The 20155-nt window shown below is 71.1% G+C and carries 22 protein-coding genes; 14 read left to right on the top strand and 8 right to left on the bottom strand.

What is annotated here, in order from left to right:
• Positions 1-109 precede the first annotated feature (109 nt).
• From ACIBJH_RS01225 to ACIBJH_RS01205, 5 genes are all read left to right on the top strand, one after another.
• The gene (locus ACIBJH_RS01225) at positions 110-2719 is read left to right on the top strand and encodes a hypothetical protein (RefSeq protein WP_399114781.1); all 2610 of its coding nucleotides are present in this window, start codon (positions 110-112) and stop codon (positions 2717-2719) included.
• Between the two features lie 159 nt (positions 2720-2878).
• A complete protein-coding gene (locus ACIBJH_RS01220; protein ID WP_399114780.1) occupies positions 2879-3805 on the top strand; it encodes an ABC transporter ATP-binding protein in 927 nt (308 codons plus the stop codon).
• On the top strand, positions 3802-4533 hold the full coding sequence (locus ACIBJH_RS01215; protein WP_399114779.1) for an ABC transporter permease: 732 nt from the start codon (positions 3802-3804) through the stop codon (positions 4531-4533). Before ACIBJH_RS01220 ends, ACIBJH_RS01215 begins: the two co-directional genes overlap by 4 nt.
• Positions 4530-5744, top strand: a complete 1215-nt coding sequence (locus ACIBJH_RS01210) for a sensor histidine kinase (protein ID WP_399114778.1) — start codon at positions 4530-4532, stop codon at positions 5742-5744. The genes ACIBJH_RS01215 and ACIBJH_RS01210 overlap by 4 nt, the downstream gene beginning before the upstream one ends.
• On the top strand, positions 5741-6355 hold the full coding sequence (locus ACIBJH_RS01205) for a response regulator (RefSeq protein ID WP_399114777.1): 615 nt from the start codon (positions 5741-5743) through the stop codon (positions 6353-6355). The genes ACIBJH_RS01210 and ACIBJH_RS01205 overlap by 4 nt, the downstream gene beginning before the upstream one ends.
• Before the next feature lie 77 nt (positions 6356-6432).
• On the opposite strand, the gene ACIBJH_RS01200 is transcribed toward ACIBJH_RS01205, so the two are convergent.
• Together ACIBJH_RS01200 and ACIBJH_RS01195 are read right to left on the bottom strand one after the other, a co-directional pair.
• Entirely contained in the window at positions 6433-7290 is an 858-nt protein-coding gene (locus ACIBJH_RS01200) for a tetratricopeptide repeat protein (RefSeq protein WP_399114776.1), read from the bottom strand.
• Between the two features lie 17 nt (positions 7291-7307).
• Positions 7308-8387, bottom strand: coding sequence for a GNAT family N-acetyltransferase (locus ACIBJH_RS01195; protein WP_399114775.1), 1080 nt, complete (start codon positions 8385-8387; stop codon positions 7308-7310).
• A gap of 140 nt (positions 8388-8527) precedes the next feature.
• On the opposite strand from ACIBJH_RS01195, the gene fdxA reads away from it, so the two are divergent.
• Together fdxA and ACIBJH_RS01185 are read left to right on the top strand one after the other, a co-directional pair.
• A complete protein-coding gene (fdxA, locus tag ACIBJH_RS01190; protein WP_019058397.1) occupies positions 8528-8848 on the top strand; it encodes a ferredoxin in 321 nt (106 codons plus the stop codon).
• Between the two features lie 137 nt (positions 8849-8985).
• Positions 8986-10080: a bifunctional succinyldiaminopimelate transaminase/glutamate-prephenate aminotransferase gene (locus tag ACIBJH_RS01185; RefSeq protein WP_399114774.1), complete on the top strand. Its 1095-nt coding sequence runs from the start codon at positions 8986-8988 to the stop codon at positions 10078-10080.
• 115 nt (positions 10081-10195) lie between these two features.
• On the opposite strand, the gene ACIBJH_RS01180 is transcribed toward ACIBJH_RS01185, so the two are convergent.
• Together ACIBJH_RS01180 and ACIBJH_RS01175 are read right to left on the bottom strand one after the other, a co-directional pair.
• A complete protein-coding gene (locus ACIBJH_RS01180; protein WP_019072065.1) occupies positions 10196-10648 on the bottom strand; it encodes a hypothetical protein in 453 nt (150 codons plus the stop codon).
• Positions 10649-10920: 272 nt separating this feature from the next.
• Entirely contained in the window at positions 10921-11910 is a 990-nt protein-coding gene (locus ACIBJH_RS01175) for a heavy metal transporter (protein ID WP_399114773.1), read from the bottom strand.
• Positions 11911-11995: 85 nt separating this feature from the next.
• Here ACIBJH_RS01175 and dapE point away from each other — a divergent pair, with 85 nt between their 5' ends.
• Both dapE and ACIBJH_RS01165 read left to right on the top strand, forming a co-directional pair.
• Positions 11996-13075, top strand: coding sequence for a succinyl-diaminopimelate desuccinylase (gene dapE, locus ACIBJH_RS01170; RefSeq protein WP_399114772.1), 1080 nt, complete (start codon positions 11996-11998; stop codon positions 13073-13075).
• A gap of 77 nt (positions 13076-13152) precedes the next feature.
• The gene (locus ACIBJH_RS01165) at positions 13153-13911 is read left to right on the top strand and encodes a TIGR00730 family Rossman fold protein (RefSeq protein WP_399114771.1); all 759 of its coding nucleotides are present in this window, start codon (positions 13153-13155) and stop codon (positions 13909-13911) included.
• Between the two features lie 119 nt (positions 13912-14030).
• On the opposite strand, the gene folP is transcribed toward ACIBJH_RS01165, so the two are convergent.
• The gene (gene folP, locus ACIBJH_RS01160) at positions 14031-14891 is read right to left on the bottom strand and encodes a dihydropteroate synthase (RefSeq protein WP_399114770.1); all 861 of its coding nucleotides are present in this window, start codon (positions 14889-14891) and stop codon (positions 14031-14033) included.
• Positions 14892-15026: 135 nt separating this feature from the next.
• On the opposite strand from folP, the gene ACIBJH_RS01155 reads away from it, so the two are divergent.
• Both ACIBJH_RS01155 and ACIBJH_RS01150 read left to right on the top strand, forming a co-directional pair.
• Complete coding sequence (locus ACIBJH_RS01155; RefSeq protein WP_399115571.1) at positions 15027-15374, top strand: DivIVA domain-containing protein; 348 nt, start codon at positions 15027-15029, stop codon at positions 15372-15374.
• Positions 15371-15946, top strand: a complete 576-nt coding sequence (locus ACIBJH_RS01150) for a DNA-3-methyladenine glycosylase I (RefSeq protein WP_399114769.1) — start codon at positions 15371-15373, stop codon at positions 15944-15946. Before ACIBJH_RS01155 ends, ACIBJH_RS01150 begins: the two co-directional genes overlap by 4 nt.
• A gap of 75 nt (positions 15947-16021) precedes the next feature.
• Here the strand turns inward: ACIBJH_RS01150 and ACIBJH_RS01145 are convergent, their stop codons facing one another.
• Positions 16022-16825 (bottom strand): enoyl-CoA hydratase/isomerase family protein, encoded by an 804-nt coding sequence (locus tag ACIBJH_RS01145; protein WP_399114768.1) that lies wholly within the window; start codon positions 16823-16825, stop codon positions 16022-16024.
• A 375-nt stretch (positions 16826-17200) separates the two neighbouring features.
• Between ACIBJH_RS01145 and ACIBJH_RS01140 the strand changes: the two genes are divergently transcribed.
• Positions 17201-17368 (top strand): DUF3117 domain-containing protein, encoded by a 168-nt coding sequence (locus tag ACIBJH_RS01140; protein WP_003966491.1) that lies wholly within the window; start codon positions 17201-17203, stop codon positions 17366-17368.
• A gap of 87 nt (positions 17369-17455) precedes the next feature.
• On the opposite strand, the gene ACIBJH_RS01135 is transcribed toward ACIBJH_RS01140, so the two are convergent.
• Both ACIBJH_RS01135 and ACIBJH_RS01130 read right to left on the bottom strand, forming a co-directional pair.
• A complete protein-coding gene (locus tag ACIBJH_RS01135; RefSeq protein WP_315986651.1) occupies positions 17456-18154 on the bottom strand; it encodes an O-methyltransferase in 699 nt (232 codons plus the stop codon).
• 12 nt (positions 18155-18166) lie between these two features.
• On the bottom strand, positions 18167-18301 hold the full coding sequence (locus ACIBJH_RS01130; protein ID WP_399114767.1) for a hypothetical protein: 135 nt from the start codon (positions 18299-18301) through the stop codon (positions 18167-18169).
• A gap of 123 nt (positions 18302-18424) precedes the next feature.
• Between ACIBJH_RS01130 and sigE the strand changes: the two genes are divergently transcribed.
• Both sigE and ACIBJH_RS01120 read left to right on the top strand, forming a co-directional pair.
• The gene (gene sigE, locus ACIBJH_RS01125) at positions 18425-19126 is read left to right on the top strand and encodes an RNA polymerase sigma factor SigE (protein ID WP_019072074.1); all 702 of its coding nucleotides are present in this window, start codon (positions 18425-18427) and stop codon (positions 19124-19126) included.
• Positions 19123-20097, top strand: coding sequence for a zf-HC2 domain-containing protein (locus ACIBJH_RS01120; protein ID WP_399114766.1), 975 nt, complete (start codon positions 19123-19125; stop codon positions 20095-20097). Before sigE ends, ACIBJH_RS01120 begins: the two co-directional genes overlap by 4 nt.
• Positions 20098-20155: the final 58 nt, after the last annotated feature.

Here is a 20155-nt window from a genome sequence, read left to right as displayed (position 1 = left end):
GGTTTCCCCAGCGGCCGTGGGATACCGCCAAGAAGTGGCCAGTATGGTGGTGCGCGCCGCCGAGTCGCCCGTGGGTGTCGGGCGGCGGAGCCAACCGGGAGAACCTGCCTTGAGTCGTGAAACTGACACTCCGTCCTCCGGGCCCGACGGGCGCGGCGGAGCCGCCTACCCCTCGGGGACCCCGCCGTACGGGACGCCCGCGGCTTCCGACGACCGTACGGATGCGGGGCGTTCGGCCGCGCAGCCGGAGGAACGCAAGACCGAGACGACGCTGACGACCCGGATCCGGATCAACATCCCCGGATCGCGGCCCATTCCGCCGGTCGTCGTGCGCACGCCCGTCGCGGACGGCGAGTCCGCCGACGGGTCCACGACCGCCGAGACGCAGCTGCCGAGTTCCGCGCTGCCCACGGGCGTCGTCGAACCGACGGCCGAACTCGCCCTGCCCACACCCGAGGAGAAGACGAGCGACTGGTTCGCGCCACGCAAGTCCGGCCCCGCGAAGGGCGGTCAGGGCGGTGGCGGCACCAACGGCGCAGGAATTCCGGGCGGTTCGGCCGCCGGAACCCCGAGCGCCGGCACTCCGACTCCGGGTGCGCCCGGGGCCGCGCGGCCGACCGGCGGCCGGCCCGGCGGTGTCGTCGGTGCGATGGGCCTGCCGAGCGCTTCCCGGCCGGGCGGCGCCAACGGCTCCACGAACGGTGCCGGGTTCGCCGGTGCCACCGGTGGCGGACCCGTGGCCCCCGGGCACGGCGGCGGCACCGGTTCCTTCGACGTGACCGAGGCGCTGGCGGGGGGCTCGCTGGGCAACGGCTCCCGTCCGAACGGCGGCCCCGGCGAACCGCGCCGCGACGACCTGCCGTACTTCTCGGAGAACGGTCAGGGTGCCCAGGGCGGCCTTCCCGGAGCCGACGGACAGGGCGGCGGCGAGCAGGGCGGTTTCCCCGGGCCCGGCGCCCAGGGCGGCTACCCCGAGACGAACGGCCAGGGTTTCCCCGCGACCAACGGTCACGGCGCGCGCATCGAGCAGTTCCCCGGACCCGACGGCCAGGGCATGGGCCCCGGCGGCCCGGGCGGTCCCGGTGGACCCAGCGGTTTCAACGGCCCGAACGGGCGCGGTGGTCCGGGCGGCCCCCAGGGTCCCGCGGGCCCGACCGGCGGCCCGGTCACCGGCGACGGCCTGATGCTGCCGCCCGGCCCGATGGGCGGAGCGCAGGGAGCCCCCGGTGCGCCGATCGGCTACGCCGACGGCCCGGGCGGCCCGACCAACGGCTCCGGCGGCCCGGGCGCACCCTCCGGCCGACACGGCGGACGCGGCAGGGGCCCGGGTGGTCCGGGTGGTCCCGGCGGTCCGGGGACGGGACCCGGCGGCCCGGGCATGGGCCCCGGTGGCCCCGGTGGTCCCGGCACAGGCCCTGGTGGCCCCGGTGGCCCCGCCATGGGGCTCAGCGGTCCCGGCACGGCCGGCGGTGCGAGTCTCCCCGGCATGATCCCGGGCGGCGGTCTCAGCGACGACACCGCGATCCTCACCCCGCAGAAGCTGGCCCAGCCCGGCATGCCCGGCTACGGCACCCCCGCCGACCAGGTCTCCGGACACACCGTCACCAGCGGTATGCCGGTCGTCCCGGGCAACGGCACCTCGCCGTTCGGCACGGGCACCCACCCCGACGGACCGCTTCCGCACACGCCCCCCAAGCTGCCCGAGCCCGGCTCGGCGCAGAGCGCGCCCGCCGCCAAGAACGCGGGCAAGAGCGCGGCGAAGAAAAAGAAGAAGGGCCGCAGCAAGCTGGTCCTGCTCGGCGTCGGCGTGTTCGTCATCGCGGGCGGCGCCTACGGTGCCGGGCTGCTGATGAACCACACCGACGTGCCGAAGGGCACCACCGTGCTCGGCGTCGACATCGGCGGCGGCACCCGTGACGACGCCGTCAAGAAGCTCGACGACGCGTTCGGCGACCGCGTGAACAAGCCGCTGAAGCTGTCGGTCGGCGGCAAGACGGTTTCGCTGAAGCCGGACCAGGCGGGGCTGCAGTTCGACTTCGCGTCGACCGTCAGCAAGGCCGCCACCAGCGACTACAACCCGGTCTCCGTGATCGGTTCGCTCTTCGGCCAGCACCGGATCGTCCAGCCCGAGATGCCGACGGACGAGGAGAAGCTCCAGGCCGCCCTGGCCAACCTCGGCGGCGGCTCCGGCTCCGGCGCGGTGACCGAGGGCACGATCGAGTTCAAGTCGGGCAAGGCGGTCGCCGTCTACGGCAAGGCGGGCAAGGCCATCGACGCGGCCGGCTCCGTCACGGCCGTGGAGGAGGCGTACCGCACCGAGGTGGAGACCAACACGGCCACCACGGTGACGGTCCCGACGACCACCAAGCAGCCGAGTGTCACGAACGCCGAGGTCGACCGCGAGATGAAGGCCTTCGCGGAACCCGCGATGTCCGCCTTCGCCACGGTCAAGACGGACACCGGTGTCACGCTGCTGCTGAGCCCGAAGAACTCCCTGTGGAAGTTCCTCAAGGTCAAGGCCGTGAACGGCAAGCTCACCGACAGCCCCGACCTGACCGCCCTCAAGGCGCTCTACGGCAACCTCTTCGACGACGTCAAGATCACCCGCGCCACCGGCCAGAAGACGGCCGTCACACCCCAGGAGGTCTACCTCGCCCTCCGCGGGGCGCTGATCAGCAAGACCAACAGGGTGGGGATCATCGACACGACCCCCAACTAGCTGGCGCACGCCCGAAGAACCGAGGGGGCATCCGGAACAGCGCCGGGTGCCCCCTCGGCGTACGGCATCCGCCTCGGTCGTACGACATGACATCTGTCATGCGCGACACCGGACCGCCGACACTGCCGGGCACCGGCCCCGGGCGGCCACGATGGATGCATGACGACAACAGCGGCGACCACCGCCACCCCGGTGGTCGGGTTCGACCAGGTGAGCAAGAGCTACGGCGACGTACGGGCCGTGGACGGACTGTCGCTCGTGCTGCACCCGGGGGAGACGGTGGCCCTGCTGGGTCCGAACGGCGCCGGCAAGTCGACCACCCTCGATCTGCTGCTCGGCCTCAAGCAGGCCGACACCGGCAAGGTCAGCGTCTTCGGCACCAGTCCGCGCGAGGCGATCGTCGCCGGGCGCGTGGGCGCGATGCTGCAGAGCGGCGGGCTGATGGACGAGGTGACGGTCGGTGAACTGGTCAAGCTGGCCTGCGACTTGCACCCCAAGCCGTACAAGGTCGGCGATGTGATCGCCCGCGCGGGCATCGCCCAGATCGCCGACCGCAAGGTCAACAAGCTCTCCGGCGGCCAGGCGCAGCGCGTCCGCTTCGCCCTCGCGACCGCCGGCGACAGCGATCTGATCGTCCTCGACGAGCCGACCACCGGCATGGACGTCTCCGCCCGCCAGGCCTTCTGGGCCACCATGCGCGAACAGGCCGACCAGGGCCGTACGGTCCTCTTCGCCACCCACTACCTCGAAGAGGCCGACGCCATCGCGGACCGCGTCCTGGTCCTGCACCGCGGCCGGCTGCTCGCCGACGGCACCTCCGCCGAGATCAAGGCGAAGGCGGGCGCCCGCAGGGTCGCCTTCGACCTGGACGGCGAGATCGACGAGGCACCGATCCGCTCCCTCCCCTTCCTGACCTCTGTCGACATCAGCGGCCAGACGATCCGCATCCAGTCCACCGACGCCGACGCGACCGTCCACGCGCTCTACGGCCTCGGCGTCTACCCCCGCAACCTCGAAGTCGCCGGACTCGGCCTGGAGCAGGCCTTCGTCGCCATCACCACCGCCGAGGAGGCCAAGCAGTCATGAACAGCCTGATCAAACTGGAACTCACCCGCGCCCTGCGCAACCGCAAGTTCCTGTTCTTCTCGGTGATCTACCCGTCGGTGATCTTCCTGCTGGTCTCCAACCAGTCCGGCACCGTCGACGGCACCGGCCTGAGCATCGCGAAGTACGTCATGGTCTCCATGGCCTCCTTCGGCGCCCTGACCGCCGTCCTGATGGGCAACAGCGAGCGCATCGCCAAGGAGCGCGAGAACGGCTGGGTACGGCAGTTGCGGCTGACCCCGCTGCCCGGGCGCGGCTACGTCCTCGCCAAGACCGCCAGCGCCGCCGTGGTCAGCCTGCCGTCCATCGTGGTCGTGTTCATCGTCGCCGCCGTGCTGAAGGACGTACGACTGGAGGCCTGGCAGTGGCTCGCGCTGACCGGCGCGATCTGGGCCGGCAGCCTGGTCTTCGCCGCGCTCGGCGTCGCCATCGGCTACCTCGCCTCCGGGGACGCGGTCCGCCCGATCACGATGATCGTCTACTTCGGCCTGTCCATCCTCGGCGGCCTCTGGTTCCCGTCCACGACCTTCCCGACCTGGCTCCAGGACATCGCGAAGTGGCTGCCCACGCACGCGTACGCTGCCCTGGGGCAGGCCATCGAGCAGAGCCGGTCGCCCCACGCGAAGGACATCACCCTCCTCGTCGTCTACTTCGCGCTCTTCGCGGGCGGGGCGGCCTGGCTGTACCGGAAGGACACGCTGAAGGCGTGAGCGCGATGACCGAGGACCCGCTGCCGGAGAAGGCCAGGGTGGAACGGCTGATCCGGATCGGACAGCCACCCCGCAACCGGAGCGAGATGCTGCGCAAGCTGGTGTGGATCCTGCCCTGGCTGGTCTTCCTCGGCGCGCCCGTGCAGGACCTGCTGGACGGCCACCACACCACCGCGGCCACGACGGCCGGCTGGGTGGGCCTGGTGGCCTTCACCGGGATCTACCTGGCGGTCGTCTTCCGCACCATGGGCCGCCCCTACTCCGGTTGGCTCGTCGCCGCCATGGTCGCCGTCCTGTGGGTACTGGCCGTAGCGCTGGCCCTCAGCCTCGGCAACTCCTGGCTCGGCCTCTTCGTCTACGTCTCCGTCAGCTGCGGGGTGACCCTCCCCCTGCGCGCCGCGTACTGGACGATCCCGCTGACCACCGCGGCGATGATGCTGGCGGGCTGGTTCGTCGACGACCTGGACGAGGCCTGGGGCCTGTTCCTGATCGTGCTGCTGGTGGGCTACTCGATGACAGGCGTACGGCAACTCGTGCGCACGACGGTCGAGTTGCGCAAGGCGAGGGCCACGGTCGCCCAACTGGCGGCCAACGAGGAGCGGTTGCGCCTGGCCCGGGACCTGCACGATCTCCTGGGCCACTCCCTCTCCCTGATCACCCTGAAGAGCGAGCTGGCCGGCCGGATGCTCCCCGACCACCCCGACAAGGCGGCCCAGCAGGTCGCCGACATCGAACAGGTCAGCCGCCAGGCCCTGGTGGACGTCCGCGAGGCGGTCACCGGCTACCGCCGCCCCCGCCTCCCCGGCGAACTCGCGGGCGCCCAGGTTGCGTTGACGGCCGCGGGCGTCACGGCCGACCTCCCCGCCGAACCGGACCTCACCGACGTCCCCGAGGACAGCGAGTCCGCCCTCGCCTGGGCCCTGCGCGAGGCGATCACCAACGTCGTACGGCACAGCGGCGCCCAGCGCTGTGTCGTCGAACTGGTCCGGCGCCAGACCCTGGACGGCCCGATGCTCGAACTCTCCGTCGAGGACAACGGCTCGGGCGGCTCCGGCAAGGGCCCCGGCAACGGTCTGACAGGCCTCACCGAGCGCCTCGCGAAGGTCGGCGGCTCTCTGGAGACGACCCGCCTCAAACACGGCTTCCGGCTGGTCGCACGAGTGCCCGCGGGCGTTCCGGTCGCTTCGGCGGACGTAGGATCCCCCGCATGAGCCGTACGATCAAGGTCCTCCTCGCCGAGGACCAGTCGATGGTCCGCGAGGCACTGGCCGCACTGCTCGGCCTGGAGGACGACATCGAGGTCGTCGCCCAAGTGGCGCGCGGCGACGAGGTGTTGGCGGCGGCGCGGGAACACGCGGTGGACGTGGCCCTCCTCGACATCGAGATGCCCGGCTGCACCGGCATCGAGGCGGCGGCCCAGGTCCACAAGTCGCTGCCCGCGGTGAAGCTGGTCGTCCTGACGACCTTCGGCCGCCCCGGCTACCTCCGCAGCGCGATGGAGGCGGGCGCCGACGCGTTCCTGGTGAAGGACGCCCCGGCGGCCCAACTGGCGGAAGCGGTACGGAAAGTACTGGCGGGCGAGCGGGTCATCGACCCCACACTGGCCGCAGCGGCCCTGGCAGAGGGCGCCAACCCGTTGACCGACCGAGAGCGCGAGGTCCTGCGAGCAGCGGCAGACGGTTCGACGAACGCCGAGCTGGCCAAGGCGCTTCATTTGTCCCAGGGAACGGTCCGCAACTACCTGTCGACGGCGATCCAGAAGTTGGCGGTACGGAACAGGGCGGAGGCGGTGCGGGCGGCAAGGGAAAAGGGCTGGCTGTAAAAACGTACGCCGGGACCGATGCTTTTAGGGGCGCGGGGAACTGCGCGCCCAGCCACAACGCACCCGCACCCGCCAACTCAGTTCAGCCTGGCCCTCGCAGATTGCGCCTGGCCTCGTACCCGATCCGCAGCAGGTTCATCCACCACAGCCACCACCTCCGCATACGCCTCCAACTCGGCAGCCCCGGTGAGGAAATCCCCCCGCTCGACCAGCAGTTGAGCCCGCTCGTACCGCAACCGAGCCGAATGCGAAGGCAACAGCAACGCCAACTCGACGGCCCACAGGGCGACATCCGACCGCTCCGGCCGAGCCGCAGCCCACGCCCGGATGTTGTTCAGGACGCGCGAAACAACCTCCAACGGCGCCGCAGGCACCAGCATCGAGGGCTCAAGCGAAGCTCCCGTCGCCCCCGCGACCAGCAACTCCGCATCGCCGCCCGACAACACCCGCCCCCCGTCGAACGGATCGGCCAGCACCTGCTCCTCCGCCGGCCCGAACCCCACCACGAAGTGCCCCGGCAGGGCGACCCCGTACACCGGAGCCCCCGCCCGCCGGGCGACCTCCATCCACACCACGGACAACAGGATGGGTAGCCCGCGCCGCCGCCGCAGGACCTCGTGCAGCAGCGAGGATCCCAACCGCTGGTAGTCGCCGGGCGTACCGCGGAACTCGAAGCGGACACCGAGGAGTTGGTGCAGCGCGTTCGCCCACGCGGAGGGCCCGCCGGGGCGGTACGGCAACTGCCCGGCCAGCCGGTCGAGTTCGAGCTGCGCCGCGTCGATGCCCGCGTCGTCCAGCGCCCCGTCGGCCACCGCCCCCACCAGCAGGCACAGCGTGGTCAGATCGGGCCGCTCGGACCGAGCCTCCTCGGCGAACCAGGCACGTACGTCCGCCGCCCGCTCGGGCGACGGGGGAGTGGGACAGGGAACGGGCATGGCGAACTCGAACCCCCTCACGACGAACCGTCGCGACCGATGCCACCGTCGCGACCGATGCCACCGTCGCGACCGATGTCACCGACGTCACCGATGCCATCGGCCGGGGCCGGCTCGCGATAGTGGTGGTAGGCGTGATGCGCCGCGAACCCCATCCCGGAGTACAGCGCCCGCGCCCCCGCGTTGTCCGCCTCGACCTGCAGCCACGCGGCCGACGCGCCCTCCGCCAGCGCCCGCGAGGCCAACGCGGCCATGACGAGCGAGGCCAGCCCCCGTCGCCGTAGCGCCGGATCGACTTCTACGGCACCGAAACCGGCCCACCGTCCGTCGACGACGCACCGCCCGATCGCGGCGGGCTCGGCACCCTCACCAGGGACCGTCGCGAACCACACCGAGGGTCCGCTCCCCAGCACCTTCAGGGCCACCTCGCTCACCCCCTTGCGCTGATAGCGGGCCAGCCACGCGTCGTCGGCGGCCCGGGAGAGGACGACCCCGGCCGGGTCGGCCCGGTCGGCGACCGGGGCCAGCGCCCCGACCCACAGTTCGGCCGTCACCTCACGGGGCCAGCCGCGCCGCTCCAGTTCGGCGCAGAGCAGCTCCTGCGTGCCCTCGGCACCGGTCGCGGTCTGGACGTAGGCGGGCAGGCCGCGGTCGCCGTACCACCGTCGTACGGCGGTGAGGGCCGCGTCGAGAGGCAGACCGGGATCGCCGAGCGGGAGCACGGAGTTGGCGCGGCGGGTGAATCCGGCGGCGGCGCGCAGCTCCCACTCGCCGAGCCGCTCGCTCTCCACGGGCTGCCAGCCGCGCGCGGAGACCTGCGCCAGTTCCTGGTAGGTGGCGGCGGGCCCCCGCCGCCGGGCCGGCGCGGCCGGTACGACCTTGCCCGCGACCAGCGCGGATTCCGGAATGCGGACGGCGTCGCCACCCTTCCGTGTGATCGTGACCACACCGCTGTCCCATGATGTGAGAACACCCACCGTGTCGGTGAACTTCTCCGCCGTGTCTTCATCCTCGCTCAAGCGCCGGACGGAGACCCGTTTGCCCACGTCAGCAGCGGTGATGCGGACCTCAAGACGTCCAGCCGCAGAGATTTCCACAGGTCAGTTCACCCCTCCTGTATGGATCACGCCCCGGAACGGAGATACTAGGTGCGGGCATGGACGACGCCGCGCTCCAGCGCGCCTGGCGGCGGAGCCTACGGAGGCCCGCCAGCGCCCTATCGAGGAGGAACGACAGCGTGACCTACGTCATCGCGCAGCCTTGTGTCGACGTCAAGGACAAGGCGTGCATCGAGGAGTGCCCGGTCGACTGCATCTACGAGGGCTCCCGGTCCTTGTACATCCACCCGGACGAATGCGTCGACTGTGGAGCCTGTGAGCCGGTGTGCCCGGTCGAGGCGATCTTCTACGAGGACGACACTCCCGAGGAGTGGAAGGACTACTACAAGGCGAACGTCGAGTTCTTCGACGAGCTCGGCTCCCCGGGCGGTGCCAGCAAGCTGGGCCTGATCGAGCGCGACCACCCCTTCGTCGCCGCGCTGCCGCCGCAGAACCAGTAAGAGCGGCCCGCACAGACGCGCCGCCTCGGTCCCGTACGGCCTGATCACGCCCGATCAGCGCCCTACGGGACCGAGGCGTTTGCCGTACCGGGCGTACCGGGCGTACCGGTCGCATCGAAGAAAGTGAGCGAGTAACCGTGTCCGCAGTCACCGACCGCCTCCCCACCTTCCCCTGGGACAAGCTGGAGCCGTACAAGAAGACGGCGACGGCGCACCCGGGCGGCATCGTCGACCTGTCGGTCGGCACCCCGGTGGACCGGGTCCCCGATCTGATCCAGAAGGCCCTGATCGACGCGGCCGACTCGCCCGGCTACCCCACGGTCTGGGGCACCCCGGCCCTGCGCGACGCCCTCACCGGCTGGGTCGAACGCCGCCTCGGCGCCCGTGACGTCACCCACCACCACGTCCTGCCGATCGTCGGCTCCAAGGAACTCGTCGCCTGGCTCCCCACCCAGTTGGGACTCGGCCCGGGCGACCGCGTCGCGTACCCCCGCCTCGCCTACCCGACGTACGAGGTGGGCGCCCGCCTGGCCCGCGCGGACTACGAGGTCTACGACGACCCGACCACCCTGAACCCCGAGGGCCTCAAGCTCCTCTGGCTCAACTCGCCCTCGAACCCGACCGGCAAGGTCCTCTCGAAGCAGGAACTCACCGAGACCGTCGCCTGGGCCCGTGAGCACGGCGTCCTGATCTTCTCCGACGAGTGCTACCTCGAACTGGGCTGGGAGGCCGACCCGGTCTCGGTCCTGCACCCGGATGTCAACGGCGGTTCCTACGACGGCATCGTCGCCGTCCACTCCCTCTCCAAGCGCTCGAACCTCGCCGGCTACCGCGCCGCCTTCCTGGCCGGCGATCCGGCGGTCCTGGGCCCGCTCCTGGAGATCCGCAAGCACGGCGGCATGATGACCTCGGCCCCGACCCAGGCGGCCGTGGTCGCGGCCCTGGGCGACGACACCCACGTCCAGGAACAGCGGGAGCGGTACGCGGCTCGCCGCACACTGCTGCGCGAAGCGCTGACCGGCCACGGCTTCCGCATCGAACACAGTGAGGCGAGCCTCTACTTGTGGGCGACGAGGGACGAGTCCTGCTGGGACACGGTGGCCCACCTCGCCGACCTCGGCATCCTGGTGGCGCCGGGCGACTTCTACGGAGAAGCGGGCGACCGCTTCGTACGAGTGGCCCTGACGGCAACGGACGAGCGAGTACGGGCAGCTGTAAACCGCCTCAGCTGAGAGTTCTTGGGGGCGCGGGGAACTGCGCGCCCAGCCCCCACCGGCCCGCAGCCAAAGAACCGGCATGCGAAAGGGGCCCAGGGAACTCCCTGGACCCCTTCAACTCACGGCACGCTCAGCCAAGCGGCAGACCCTTAAGGGGCAGCTCCTGAGCCGTGGGCAGCCCACCCTTGGTGACCGCGTCCGTCGGCAACCCGCCACCGGCCGTCGCGGTCTTCGCCGTGTCGCCGAGCAGGCCACCCGCCTGCCCCGCCGTGTCACCGGCAACGTGCTGCGCGGCCGGAGCCACCGTCTTGGCGACCTTCCCGCCGGTCTTGCCTGCGGCCGGCACCGCCTTCTCCAGCGTCTGGCCACCGGACTTGCCGGCGACCCCCGTGACGTTCTGGCTCGCGCCGTCGACCGTGTTGCCGACGCTCGCCCCGTCCAGGGCGGTCAACGCGCCCAGGTTCGGGGTGGCCGGCAGGGAGGGGGCCGCACTGGCGGAGCCGGCCGCACCGACCCCGGCTGCCGCTCCCGCTGCGACGAGCAGCGCGGCACGGGCGATCCGGCGGGTCAGGGGGAGGGACATGATGCTCCTTGTGTTGATCTCCGGGCTCGGACGCAGTGACTACCGCTCGAAGCGCGCGAAGGTTGCGGAGCGCCAACGTAAAGAGTTGGCAATGCGTCGCATTATCAGCTACGGATAAAAACGGACAAAGGTCGCCCGTCCCGAAAGCCCGCCGAATGCTTGCAGCCCTTTGTTTTCAAGGACTCCGGCGCGCCCGAGGGTGACCAGGCGAAAACCTGAGCACCCCCGGCCCCCGATCGACCGCCCATGACCCCTACGGGTGAGGACCCGTACTACTGACCGGTCGGCCCCTCGGTCTGGATGCGGACCCCGCCCGCGGCCTTCGTGCCGGTCGAGTGCCACGGGTCGTTCGCGCTCCCCGCGGCCCACTCGCGGCCCGCGTACGACACGCGGTCGATGTGCAGCACCGAGGAGTTGGCCACCGCCCAGTGCGCGAGCTGCCAGCCGGTCTTCGTGCTGCCGGACCGCACCGGCAGGGTCACCGTGCTGCTCCCGCCCGTCGCGCTCGCGCTCGGCGACGGCGTGGTCGTGGTCTTCGACTTGGACGCGCCCTTCTTGGACGTCGTCGCCCCGCCGGTCACCTCCGCGCCGGTCTCCTTCAGCACCTCGCGCCCGAAGTCCCGTACCAGCGCGGCCCGTACGGCGTCCGGGCCGGTGGAGGTCCGGGTGGTGTCCGGGAGGCCCTGGCAGGTCAGCGTGGCGGCCGACTGCCCGGTGAGAGCGGCGGACAGCAGCGCGGCGTCCGGCTCGTGCTTGGCGTACGCCTCCGGGTAACCACTGCGCTGCACCCGCTGCGCGGCGACGGTGAGGGGGAGCTTCTGGTAGTCGTCCACCTTGGCCAGGTGCTCGTAGAAGACGCCCGCCGCGTACGTCGGGTCCATGATCTCTTTTTCGGTGCCCCAGCCCTGCGAGGGCCGCTGCTGGAACAGGCCGAGCGAATCCCGGTCCCCGTGCGTGATGTTGACGAGCTGCGACTCCTGGATCGCGGTCGCCAGCGCGATCGTCACGGCCCGCTCGGGCATACCGCGCCCGGTGCCGACGGCGGCGATCGTCGCCGCGTTCATCGTCTGCTCCTGCGTGAACTCGAACTCCTGGCCGTCGCCCTTCCCGGAGACCACCTTGCAACCGGGCCCGCCCCGGCCGCCGGTGACGTACTGAACGACGAGATAGCCCGCGACCGCGAGCAGCACCACGAAGGCGGCCGAGAACCTGAAGAGGCGGCCGCGTCGACGCTTCTTTGGGGTGGGGGACTGCTCAGGCATTCCCACAAGGTAGCGGAGGCTCCTGTTACCGCTGAGCCGGGTGTGGACAAACGGTGGAGACGCCCTTCGCGTTAGGGTCGACGGCATGGCCGATACCCCACTTGACCTCACGCTGGACGCCGCACGGCTCACCGCGCAGCTCGTCGATTTCCCCTCGGAGAGCGGCAGCGAGAAGCCCCTCGCGGACGCGATCGAGACCGCGTTGCGCGCCCTGCCCCACCTGACGGTCGACCGGTACGGCAACAACATCGTCGCGCGCACGAACCTGGGCCGTACGGAACGCGTCATTCTGGCCGGCCACATCGACACGGTCCCCATCGCCGGGAACGTCCCCTCGCGCCTCGACGAGAACGGCGTCCTGTGGGGCTGCGGCACCTGCGACATGAAGTCCGGCGTCGCGGTCCAACTCCGCCTCGCGGCCACGGTCCCGGCCCCCAACCGCGACCTGACGTTCGTCTTCTACGACAACGAGGAGGTCGCCGCTCCGCTCAACGGCCTCAAGCACGTCTCCGAAGCCCATCCCGAGTGGCTGGCGGGCGACTTCGCGGTCCTCCTGGAGCCGACGGACGGTCAGGTCGAGGGCGGCTGCCAGGGCACGCTGAGGATGTTCCTGAAGTTCAAGGGTGAACGAGCGCACTCCGCGCGCGCGTGGATGGGCTCCAACGCGATCCACGCCGCCTCCAGGGCACTGACCAAGCTCGCCGCCTACGAGGCCCGCACGCCGGTCGTGGACGGCCTTCGGTTCCACGAGGGCCTCAACGCGGTACGCGTGGAAGGGGGAGTGGCCACCAACGTGATCCCCGACGCGTGCACCCTGGTCGTCAACTTCCGCTACGCGCCCGACCGCAGCGAGGCGGAGGCCGAGGCCTTCGTGCGCGAGTACTTCGCCGACTGCGGGGTCGACGAGTTCGTCGTCGACGACCACACCGGAGGGGCCCGCCCCGGCCTCAACCACCCGGCCGCGGCGGCCTTCATGGCGGCCGTCGGCGGCGAGGCCCGCCCCAAGTTCGGCTGGACCGACGTGGCCCGCTTCAGCGCCCTGGGAGTGCCCGCGGTGAACTACGGCCCGGGTGCCCAACTCCTCGCCCACAAGGTGGACGAGAGGGTCGAGGCCGCTCTCATCCCCGAGGCGGAGCGGCGGCTGCGGGACTGGCTCACCGCCTGACATCCGTATGTCCCCCCTCCGTAACCCGCGTAGACCTACGCTGAGGTACGAAACACCTGCAAGTGGAGGGAGCGCACATGGCTACAGGCAACCCCGAGGGCAAGCAGCAGCCACCGGAGGAGCAGCGCCTGGGACCGGTCCTCCGGAGGCGCGGCCAGGTGACCGCGAGCACGACCGACCAGCGTCTCCTGGACGCGGGCGGCCCCTCGGACTGGGTCCACACCGACCCGTGGCGCGTACTGCGCATCCAGTCGGAGTTCATCGAGGGCTTCGGCACACTGGCCGAACTGCCGCCCGCGATCAGCGTGTTCGGCTCGGCCCGCACCAAGCCGGACTCAGCGGAGTACGAAGCGGGCGTACGGCTCGGACGCGGCCTGGTGGAGGCCGGGTGGGCCGTGATCACCGGCGGCGGCCCCGGAGCCATGGAGGCGGCCAACAAGGGCGCCCTGGAGGCCAAGGGCATCTCCGTCGGCCTGGGCATCGAGCTGCCCTTCGAGCAGGGGCTCAATCCGTACGTCGACATCGGCCTCAACTTCCGCTACTTCTTCGTGCGGAAGATGATGTTCGTCAAGTACGCACAAGGATTCGTGGTTCTGCCCGGCGGCCTCGGCACCCTCGACGAACTCTTCGAGGCGCTGACCCTGGTGCAGACCCAGAAGGTCACCCGCTTCCCGATCGTCCTCTTCGGCAGCGAGTACTGGGGCGGCCTCGTCGACTGGCTGAAGAACACCCTGATCGCCCAGGGCAAGGCGTCGGAGAAGGACCTCCTCCTGTTCCACGTGACGGACGACGTGGACGAGGCGGTCGCACTCGTGTCGAAGGAAGCCGGCCGGTAGCGGTGGTTGTTTTCAGCCTGTCCGGCGTTTGAGGACGAGGCCCTTTCGGGGCCGAAGCGGGGGTCTGGGGGCGGCAGCCCTCAGGGACGGGACGGGCAGGGGCGGCGGGGGTGAAAAAATCAGGCCAGCCCCCGCCGCGCCACGGCCGGCGGCCGATGCCCGGCGATCGACGCCACCATGTCCAGCACCTGTCGTGTCTCCGCGACCTCATGCACCCGGTACACCTGGGCACCCAGCCACGCCGACACCGCCGTCGTCGCGAGCGTCCCGACGACCCGCTCCTTGACCGGCTTGTCGAGCGTCTCGCCCACGAAGTCCTTGTTGGACAGCGACACCAGCACCGGCCACCCCGTGTCGACCATCTCCCCGAGCCGCCGCGTCGCCTCCAGACTGTGCCGCGTGCTCTTCCCGAAGTCGTGCCCGGGATCGATCAGCACCGACTCCCTGGGCACGCCCAGCGAAACGGCCCGCTCGGCGAGCCCCAGTGTCACGCGCAGGATGTCGGCCATGACGTCGTCGTACGTCACCCGGTGCGGACGCGTCCGAGGCTCGGCGCCGCCCGCGTGCGTGCACACCAGGCCCACGCCGTACCGCGCGGCGACCTCCGCGAGCCGGGGATCGACGCCGCCCCACGCGTCGTTCAGGAGATCCGCGCCGACCTCGCAGACGGCCTCGCCGACCTCGTGCCGCCAGGTGTCGACGCTGATGATCACGTCCGGGAAGCGCCGCCGCACCTCGGCCACGAAACCGACCGTGCGCCGCGCCTCCTCCTCGGCGGTGACCTCCTCGCCGGGACCGGCCTTGACCCCGCCGATGTCGATGATGGCGGCCCCTTCGGCCACCGCCTGCTCCACGCGCGCGAGGGCGGGCTCGTCGCGGAACGTGGCCCCCTGGTCGTAGAAGGAGTCCGGGGTCCGGTTCACGATCGCCATGATCACCGGCTCGTGCGTGTCGAATTCACGCCTGCCCAGCCTGAGCATCCCCTGTGACCTCTCCTAGTACCTACCGGTCTTCAGCCGCCTGTGACCCTAACTGTCAGCGTCGCATGGCACGATCGGACCCTGACACATTCGGCTTCGGCACGTCCGACATCGACGCCCGTGGAGACCTCAGAGATGTTCATGTTCCTGTTCCTGGTCGTCGGGCTCGCCGTCGTGGTCGGCGCCGTGACGCTCTCGGTGATCGGCGGCGGCGAGAACGCCCCGCTGCCCGACGTCGCGCCCGAGCGCCTCGACGACGCCCTGCCCCCGGACCGGCCCGTCGACCAGGCCGACGTGGAGAGCATCCGCTTCCCGCTCGCCGCGCGGGGCTACCGCATGGCCGAGGTGGACGACGCGCTCAGCCGCATCGGCGCCGAACTCGCCGAGCGCGACGCCCGGATCGCCGACCTGGAGTCCGCGTTGGCGGGCGCGCAGAACCACCGCGTCTCGATCGAGAAGCCCGAGGAGGGCGACCACCAGTGAGCGACGCCGTGGCCGGTCCGGACGGCGCCCTGCGCTGCCCCTGGGCGCTGTCCACCGAGGACTACGTCACCTATCACGACGAGGAGTGGGGCCGCCCGGTCCACGGAGACGACGCCCTCTACGAACGGCTCTCCCTGGAAGCCTTCCAGTCGGGCCTCTCCTGGATCACGATCCTGCGCCGCCGCGAGGGCTTCCGGGCCGCGTTCGACGGCTTCCGCATCGCCAAGGTCGCCGCTTTCACGGACGCCGACCGCGAGCGCCTGCTCCTCGACGCGGGCATCATCCGCAACCGCCTCAAGATCGACGCGACGATCGCCAACGCGCGCGTGCTGGCCGACTGGGCACCGGGCGAACTCGACGAGTTCATCTGGTCCCACGCTCCGAAGCCGGGCCCGGCCCCGAAGAGCCTCGGGGACGTCCCGGCGGTCACGACGGAGTCGACGGCCCTGTCGAAGGCCCTCAAGAAGCGGGGCCTGAAATTCGTAGGGCCGACGACGGCGTATGCCTTGATGCAGGCGTGCGGGCTGGTGAACGACCACCTGGAAACCTGCGTTGCCAGGAGCGCCCTGTAGGGGCGCGGGGCTGTATCGATATGCGGCTCCGCCGCGTGGGCGCGACCAGCTCCCACGCACCCGCAGCTCCAGAACTCAGCGACCCAAATACTTCGGCGTCTCCTTGTTGACGAACGCCTCCACAGCGATCGCATGATCCTCCGACGCGCCCGCCCGAGCCTGGAGTTCGTCCTCCTTCTCCAGGGTCTCTTCAAGGGTGTGCGAGAGGCCGTAGGCCACCGACTCCTTCAGCGCCGCATAGGCAACCGTCGGCCCACCGGCCAACGCCCGCGCGACCCGCTCAGCCTCCGCGTGCAACTCCCCCGCGGACACGAGGCGGTTGGCGATCCCGAGGTCGTACGCGTCCTGCGCGGTGATCGTGCGCGGGAACAGCAGCAGGTCGGAGGCGCGCCCCGGACCGACGACCCTGGGCAGCGTCCAGGAGATGCCGGAGTCCGCGGTCAGCGCCACGTTCGCGAAGGCCGTGTTGAAGCCCGCGGTGTCCGCCACCACGCGGTAGTCCGCGGCCAGCGCGAGCCCGAAGCCGGCCCCGGCCGCGACGCCGTTCACCCCCGCCACCACGGGCTTCGCCATCCCGGCCAGCGCCCGCACGATGGGGTTGTAGTGCTCCTTGACCGTGGTCATCGTGGCCCCGGTCCCGGCCTCGCGGTCGGAGGCCAGCAGCGTGATGTGCTCCTTGAGGTCCTGGCCCACGCAGAACGCCCGCTCCCCGGCCGCGGTCAGCAGCACCGCCCGTACGGCGTCGTCGCCCGCCGCGGCCTGTACCGCCTCCCGGAGGGCGACCTTGGTCGCGATGTTCAGCGCGTTCATCGCCTCCGGGCGGTTCAGCGTGATCGTCGCGAGTCCGTCGCTCACCTCGTAGAGCACGGTGTCGGCCATGGTGTGTCCCCTCCGGTGTCGCCGCTTGGGCGTACCGGTCGGTACGCCCTACGTCCGTAGGACAGCATGGCGGAGATCGCCGTCCAAGCACCGGACCGGACGTGTGACCTGCGTCAAAGAATTCCGCGCCGGTTTCGGTCGGCGGGGGTCCGCGCGGCGGCGCAGTATCGCAGTCACATCGGCGAATTGAGTGGTTTTGCTCGCGCGCGTTGCCCAAGCGATGCCGACTGATGTTGGTCATCGGGTCCCGAGATGCGGGATAATGGCTTGGAAGCAATGTGTTCGATGCCGGTGACGCGTGTCTCATTGGGGGCCGCGCGTGCCCTCCATGGGGCCGTCGGCGACGATGAGCTGGTTTCAGGAAGGGGAACGAGCATGGCGGCCATGAAGCCGCGGACGGGCGATGGCCCGCTTGAGGTGACCAAGGAGGGGCGGGGCATCGTCATGCGCGTTCCGCTCGAAGGCGGCGGTCGGCTCGTCGTCGAGCTGACCCCTGACGAGGCCGACGCCCTGGGCGACGCCCTCAAGAAGGTTGTCGGCTGACGCGGCGGAACGCGCCCATCCCCCTTCAGCTGCCCCGGCATCCGAGATGATGCCGGGGCAGCTGCCTTCCCGCGTTCCCACGGCTTCCTACCGCTTGACCGCGCACAGCAGTCCGTCGCCCACCGGGAGCAGTGACGGCACCAGCTCCGGGATCTCGCGGACCGCGCGCAGCAGCTCGCGCAGCCGCAGCACCTCGGTGGGCTGGGGGCCCGAGTCCACGGTCCGGCCGTTGGCGAAGACGCCCTCGAAGACCACCAGGCCACCCGGACGCAGCAGGCGCAACGATTCAGCGAGATAGTCCAGGAACTCCTGCCGGTCGCCGTCGCAGAACACGAGGTCGTAGCCGGCGTCCGCGAGCCGGGGCAGCACGTCCAGGGCGCGGCCCGGGATGAAGCGGGCCCGGTTGCTCGCGAAGCCGCAGGCACGGAAGGCCTGGCGGGCGAACTGCTGGTGGTCCGGCTCCTGGTCGACGGTGGTCAGTACCCCGTCCGGCCGCATGCCGTGGAGAAGATGCATCCCGGACACGCCGGTCCCGGTTCCGATCTCCGCCACCGCCTTGGCGTCCACGGTGGCGGCCAGCATCCGCAGCGCGGCGCCCGTGCCGGGCGACACCGAGCGCAGCCCTGCCTCGCGGGCCCGGTCCCGGGCCCAGCGCAGTGCTTCGTCCTCGGCGACATAGGCGTCGGCGAACGCCCAGCTCGTCTGCCGGTTGCCGGTAATGACCCTCTCCTGTCCCCGTGGTTGCCTGGGCGTGACTGTATCCGTTGGTGCCGGGAACCTGCTGATGGGACCGGGCGTTTAGAGGGGGAGGAATGCACTGGGGGACGCGGCCGGAGGGGAGAGCGGGGGATGAGGATGGATCAGGACGTCGAGCAGCGGCGGGAGCAGGGACCCGAGCATCGGCTCGTACCGCCGGAAGGTCGGTATGAGCATGTATCAAATTCTCGTAAAACCCCTTATCCGGAGCTAACGGGCGAGGTGGCTATGGTAGGGACTCCACTGGACACCACCAGAGCCGACAGGGGAGGTGCGGCTGTACCTGTGGATCGGGGAGGAGTGCTCCGGCGCTTTCTCGGATCGGCGGGCAGGCCGAAATCCGTGAACGACACCGCTGCTGACCACAGCCACGCCGCTGACCATGCCCAGACCGCGACCTTCTCCACCGACGCGGACGGGCAGGCGTGGACTCCGCCCACCTGGGAGGAGATCGTCAGCACCCACAGCGGCCGTGTGTACCGGCTCGCGTACCGCCTGACGGGGAACCAGCACGACGCCGAGGACCTCACGCAGGAGGTCTTCGTCCGGGTCTTCCGTTCCCTGTCGACCTACACGCCCGGCACCTTCGAGGGCTGGCTGCACCGCATCACCACCAACCTCTTCCTGGACATGGTCCGCCGCAAGCAGCGCATCCGTTTCGACGCGCTCGGGGAGGACGCGGCCGAGCGCCTGCCCAGCCGCGAGCCGTCGCCCCAGCAGGTCTTCAACGACGCGCACTTCGACGCCGACGTCCAGCAGGCCCTGGACACCCTCGCCCCCGAGTTCCGGGCGGCCGTCGTCCTGTGCGACATCGAGGGCCTCTCCTACGAGGAGATCGCCGCGACCCTGGGCGTCAAGCTCGGCACGGTCCGGTCCCGGATCCACCGTGGCCGCTCCCAGCTGCGCAAGGCCCTCGCACACCGCTCGCCGGAAGCACGGGCCGAGCGCCGTTCCTTCGTGGCGCGTGTGCCCGCGCTGGGGGGAGGGGGCGCGACCGCGTGAGTGGATCACGTCCTACGCCTGCGGAGCAGCATCTGGGAGACCGACTTTCCGCCCTGGTGGACGGGGAGCTCGGTCATGAGTCGCGCGATCGCGTACTGGCGCACCTGGCCACCTGTACGAAGTGCAAGGCCGAGGCGGACGCGCAGCGCCGACTGAAGAACGTGTTCGCGGAAATGGCCCCGCCGCCCCCTTCCGAGAGCTTTCTGGCCCGCCTCCAGGGACTTCCCGGGGGAGACGGCGACACGGACGACGAGGAACCACCCGGCGGGGGGCTCTTCGCCGGGGTCGGCATCTTCGGCGTCAAAAGAGACGGCCCGCTCGACGCGTTCGAGTTCGGCTACGTCCCCGCGGGCCCGCACGCCGCGACAGCACTGACCCCTTCGTCCGCACCGGCCCGCGAAGGCTTCCGTATCCATGACGTCAGCCGGCACGACAGCGACCGCTCCGCCTCGCGCGGAATGCGGTTCGCGTTCGTCGCCGCCGGCGCGGTCTCACTGGCCGCGATCGCGCTGGGCGGCGTCGCCACGGTCACGCCGGGCGACACCGCGGCCGAGGCGAGGGGCGGCGCGGGCGTGACCCCGGCCCGCACCCAGGGCACGGGCGCCGCGACCGCCGACTCCGGGCGCCGCCGTGGCGTCGGTCCCCTGCTCGCCCAGGGCACGAGCCAGCGCTCGATGCTGGGCGACACCCCGGTGGTCCCGACCTCCGTCTCCGCGCCGCTGCTGCCCGGGGTGCCGTCCCCTGCGGCCGTCCGCGGCGACGACGAGGTCATGCACACGCTGACGGCGCCCGTGGTGGCCGGTGCGGCGGTCATGTCCCCGCTGATACGCCCGCTCAACACGAACCCGCCGGTCGCCCTCACCTCATGGTCGACCGCCCCCGATGTCATGGCCCCCGGCCTGCTGCGCGCACCCGACACCACCTCATCCCCCACTCCCGCCCCCTCCGCCTCCTCCCGCCCCCTCCGCTGACCGTCCCCTGCGCCACACCCCGCCGACCTGGTTGAATCCGGGGAGTACGGGGTGGCAC

The sequence above is a fragment of the Streptomyces sp. NPDC050548 genome (assembly GCF_044457385.1).
Lineage (GTDB): Bacteria > Actinomycetota > Actinomycetes > Streptomycetales > Streptomycetaceae > Streptomyces.
Note: the sequence above shows the minus strand (reverse complement) of the source record. Positions and strands in the feature narration are given on the sequence as shown.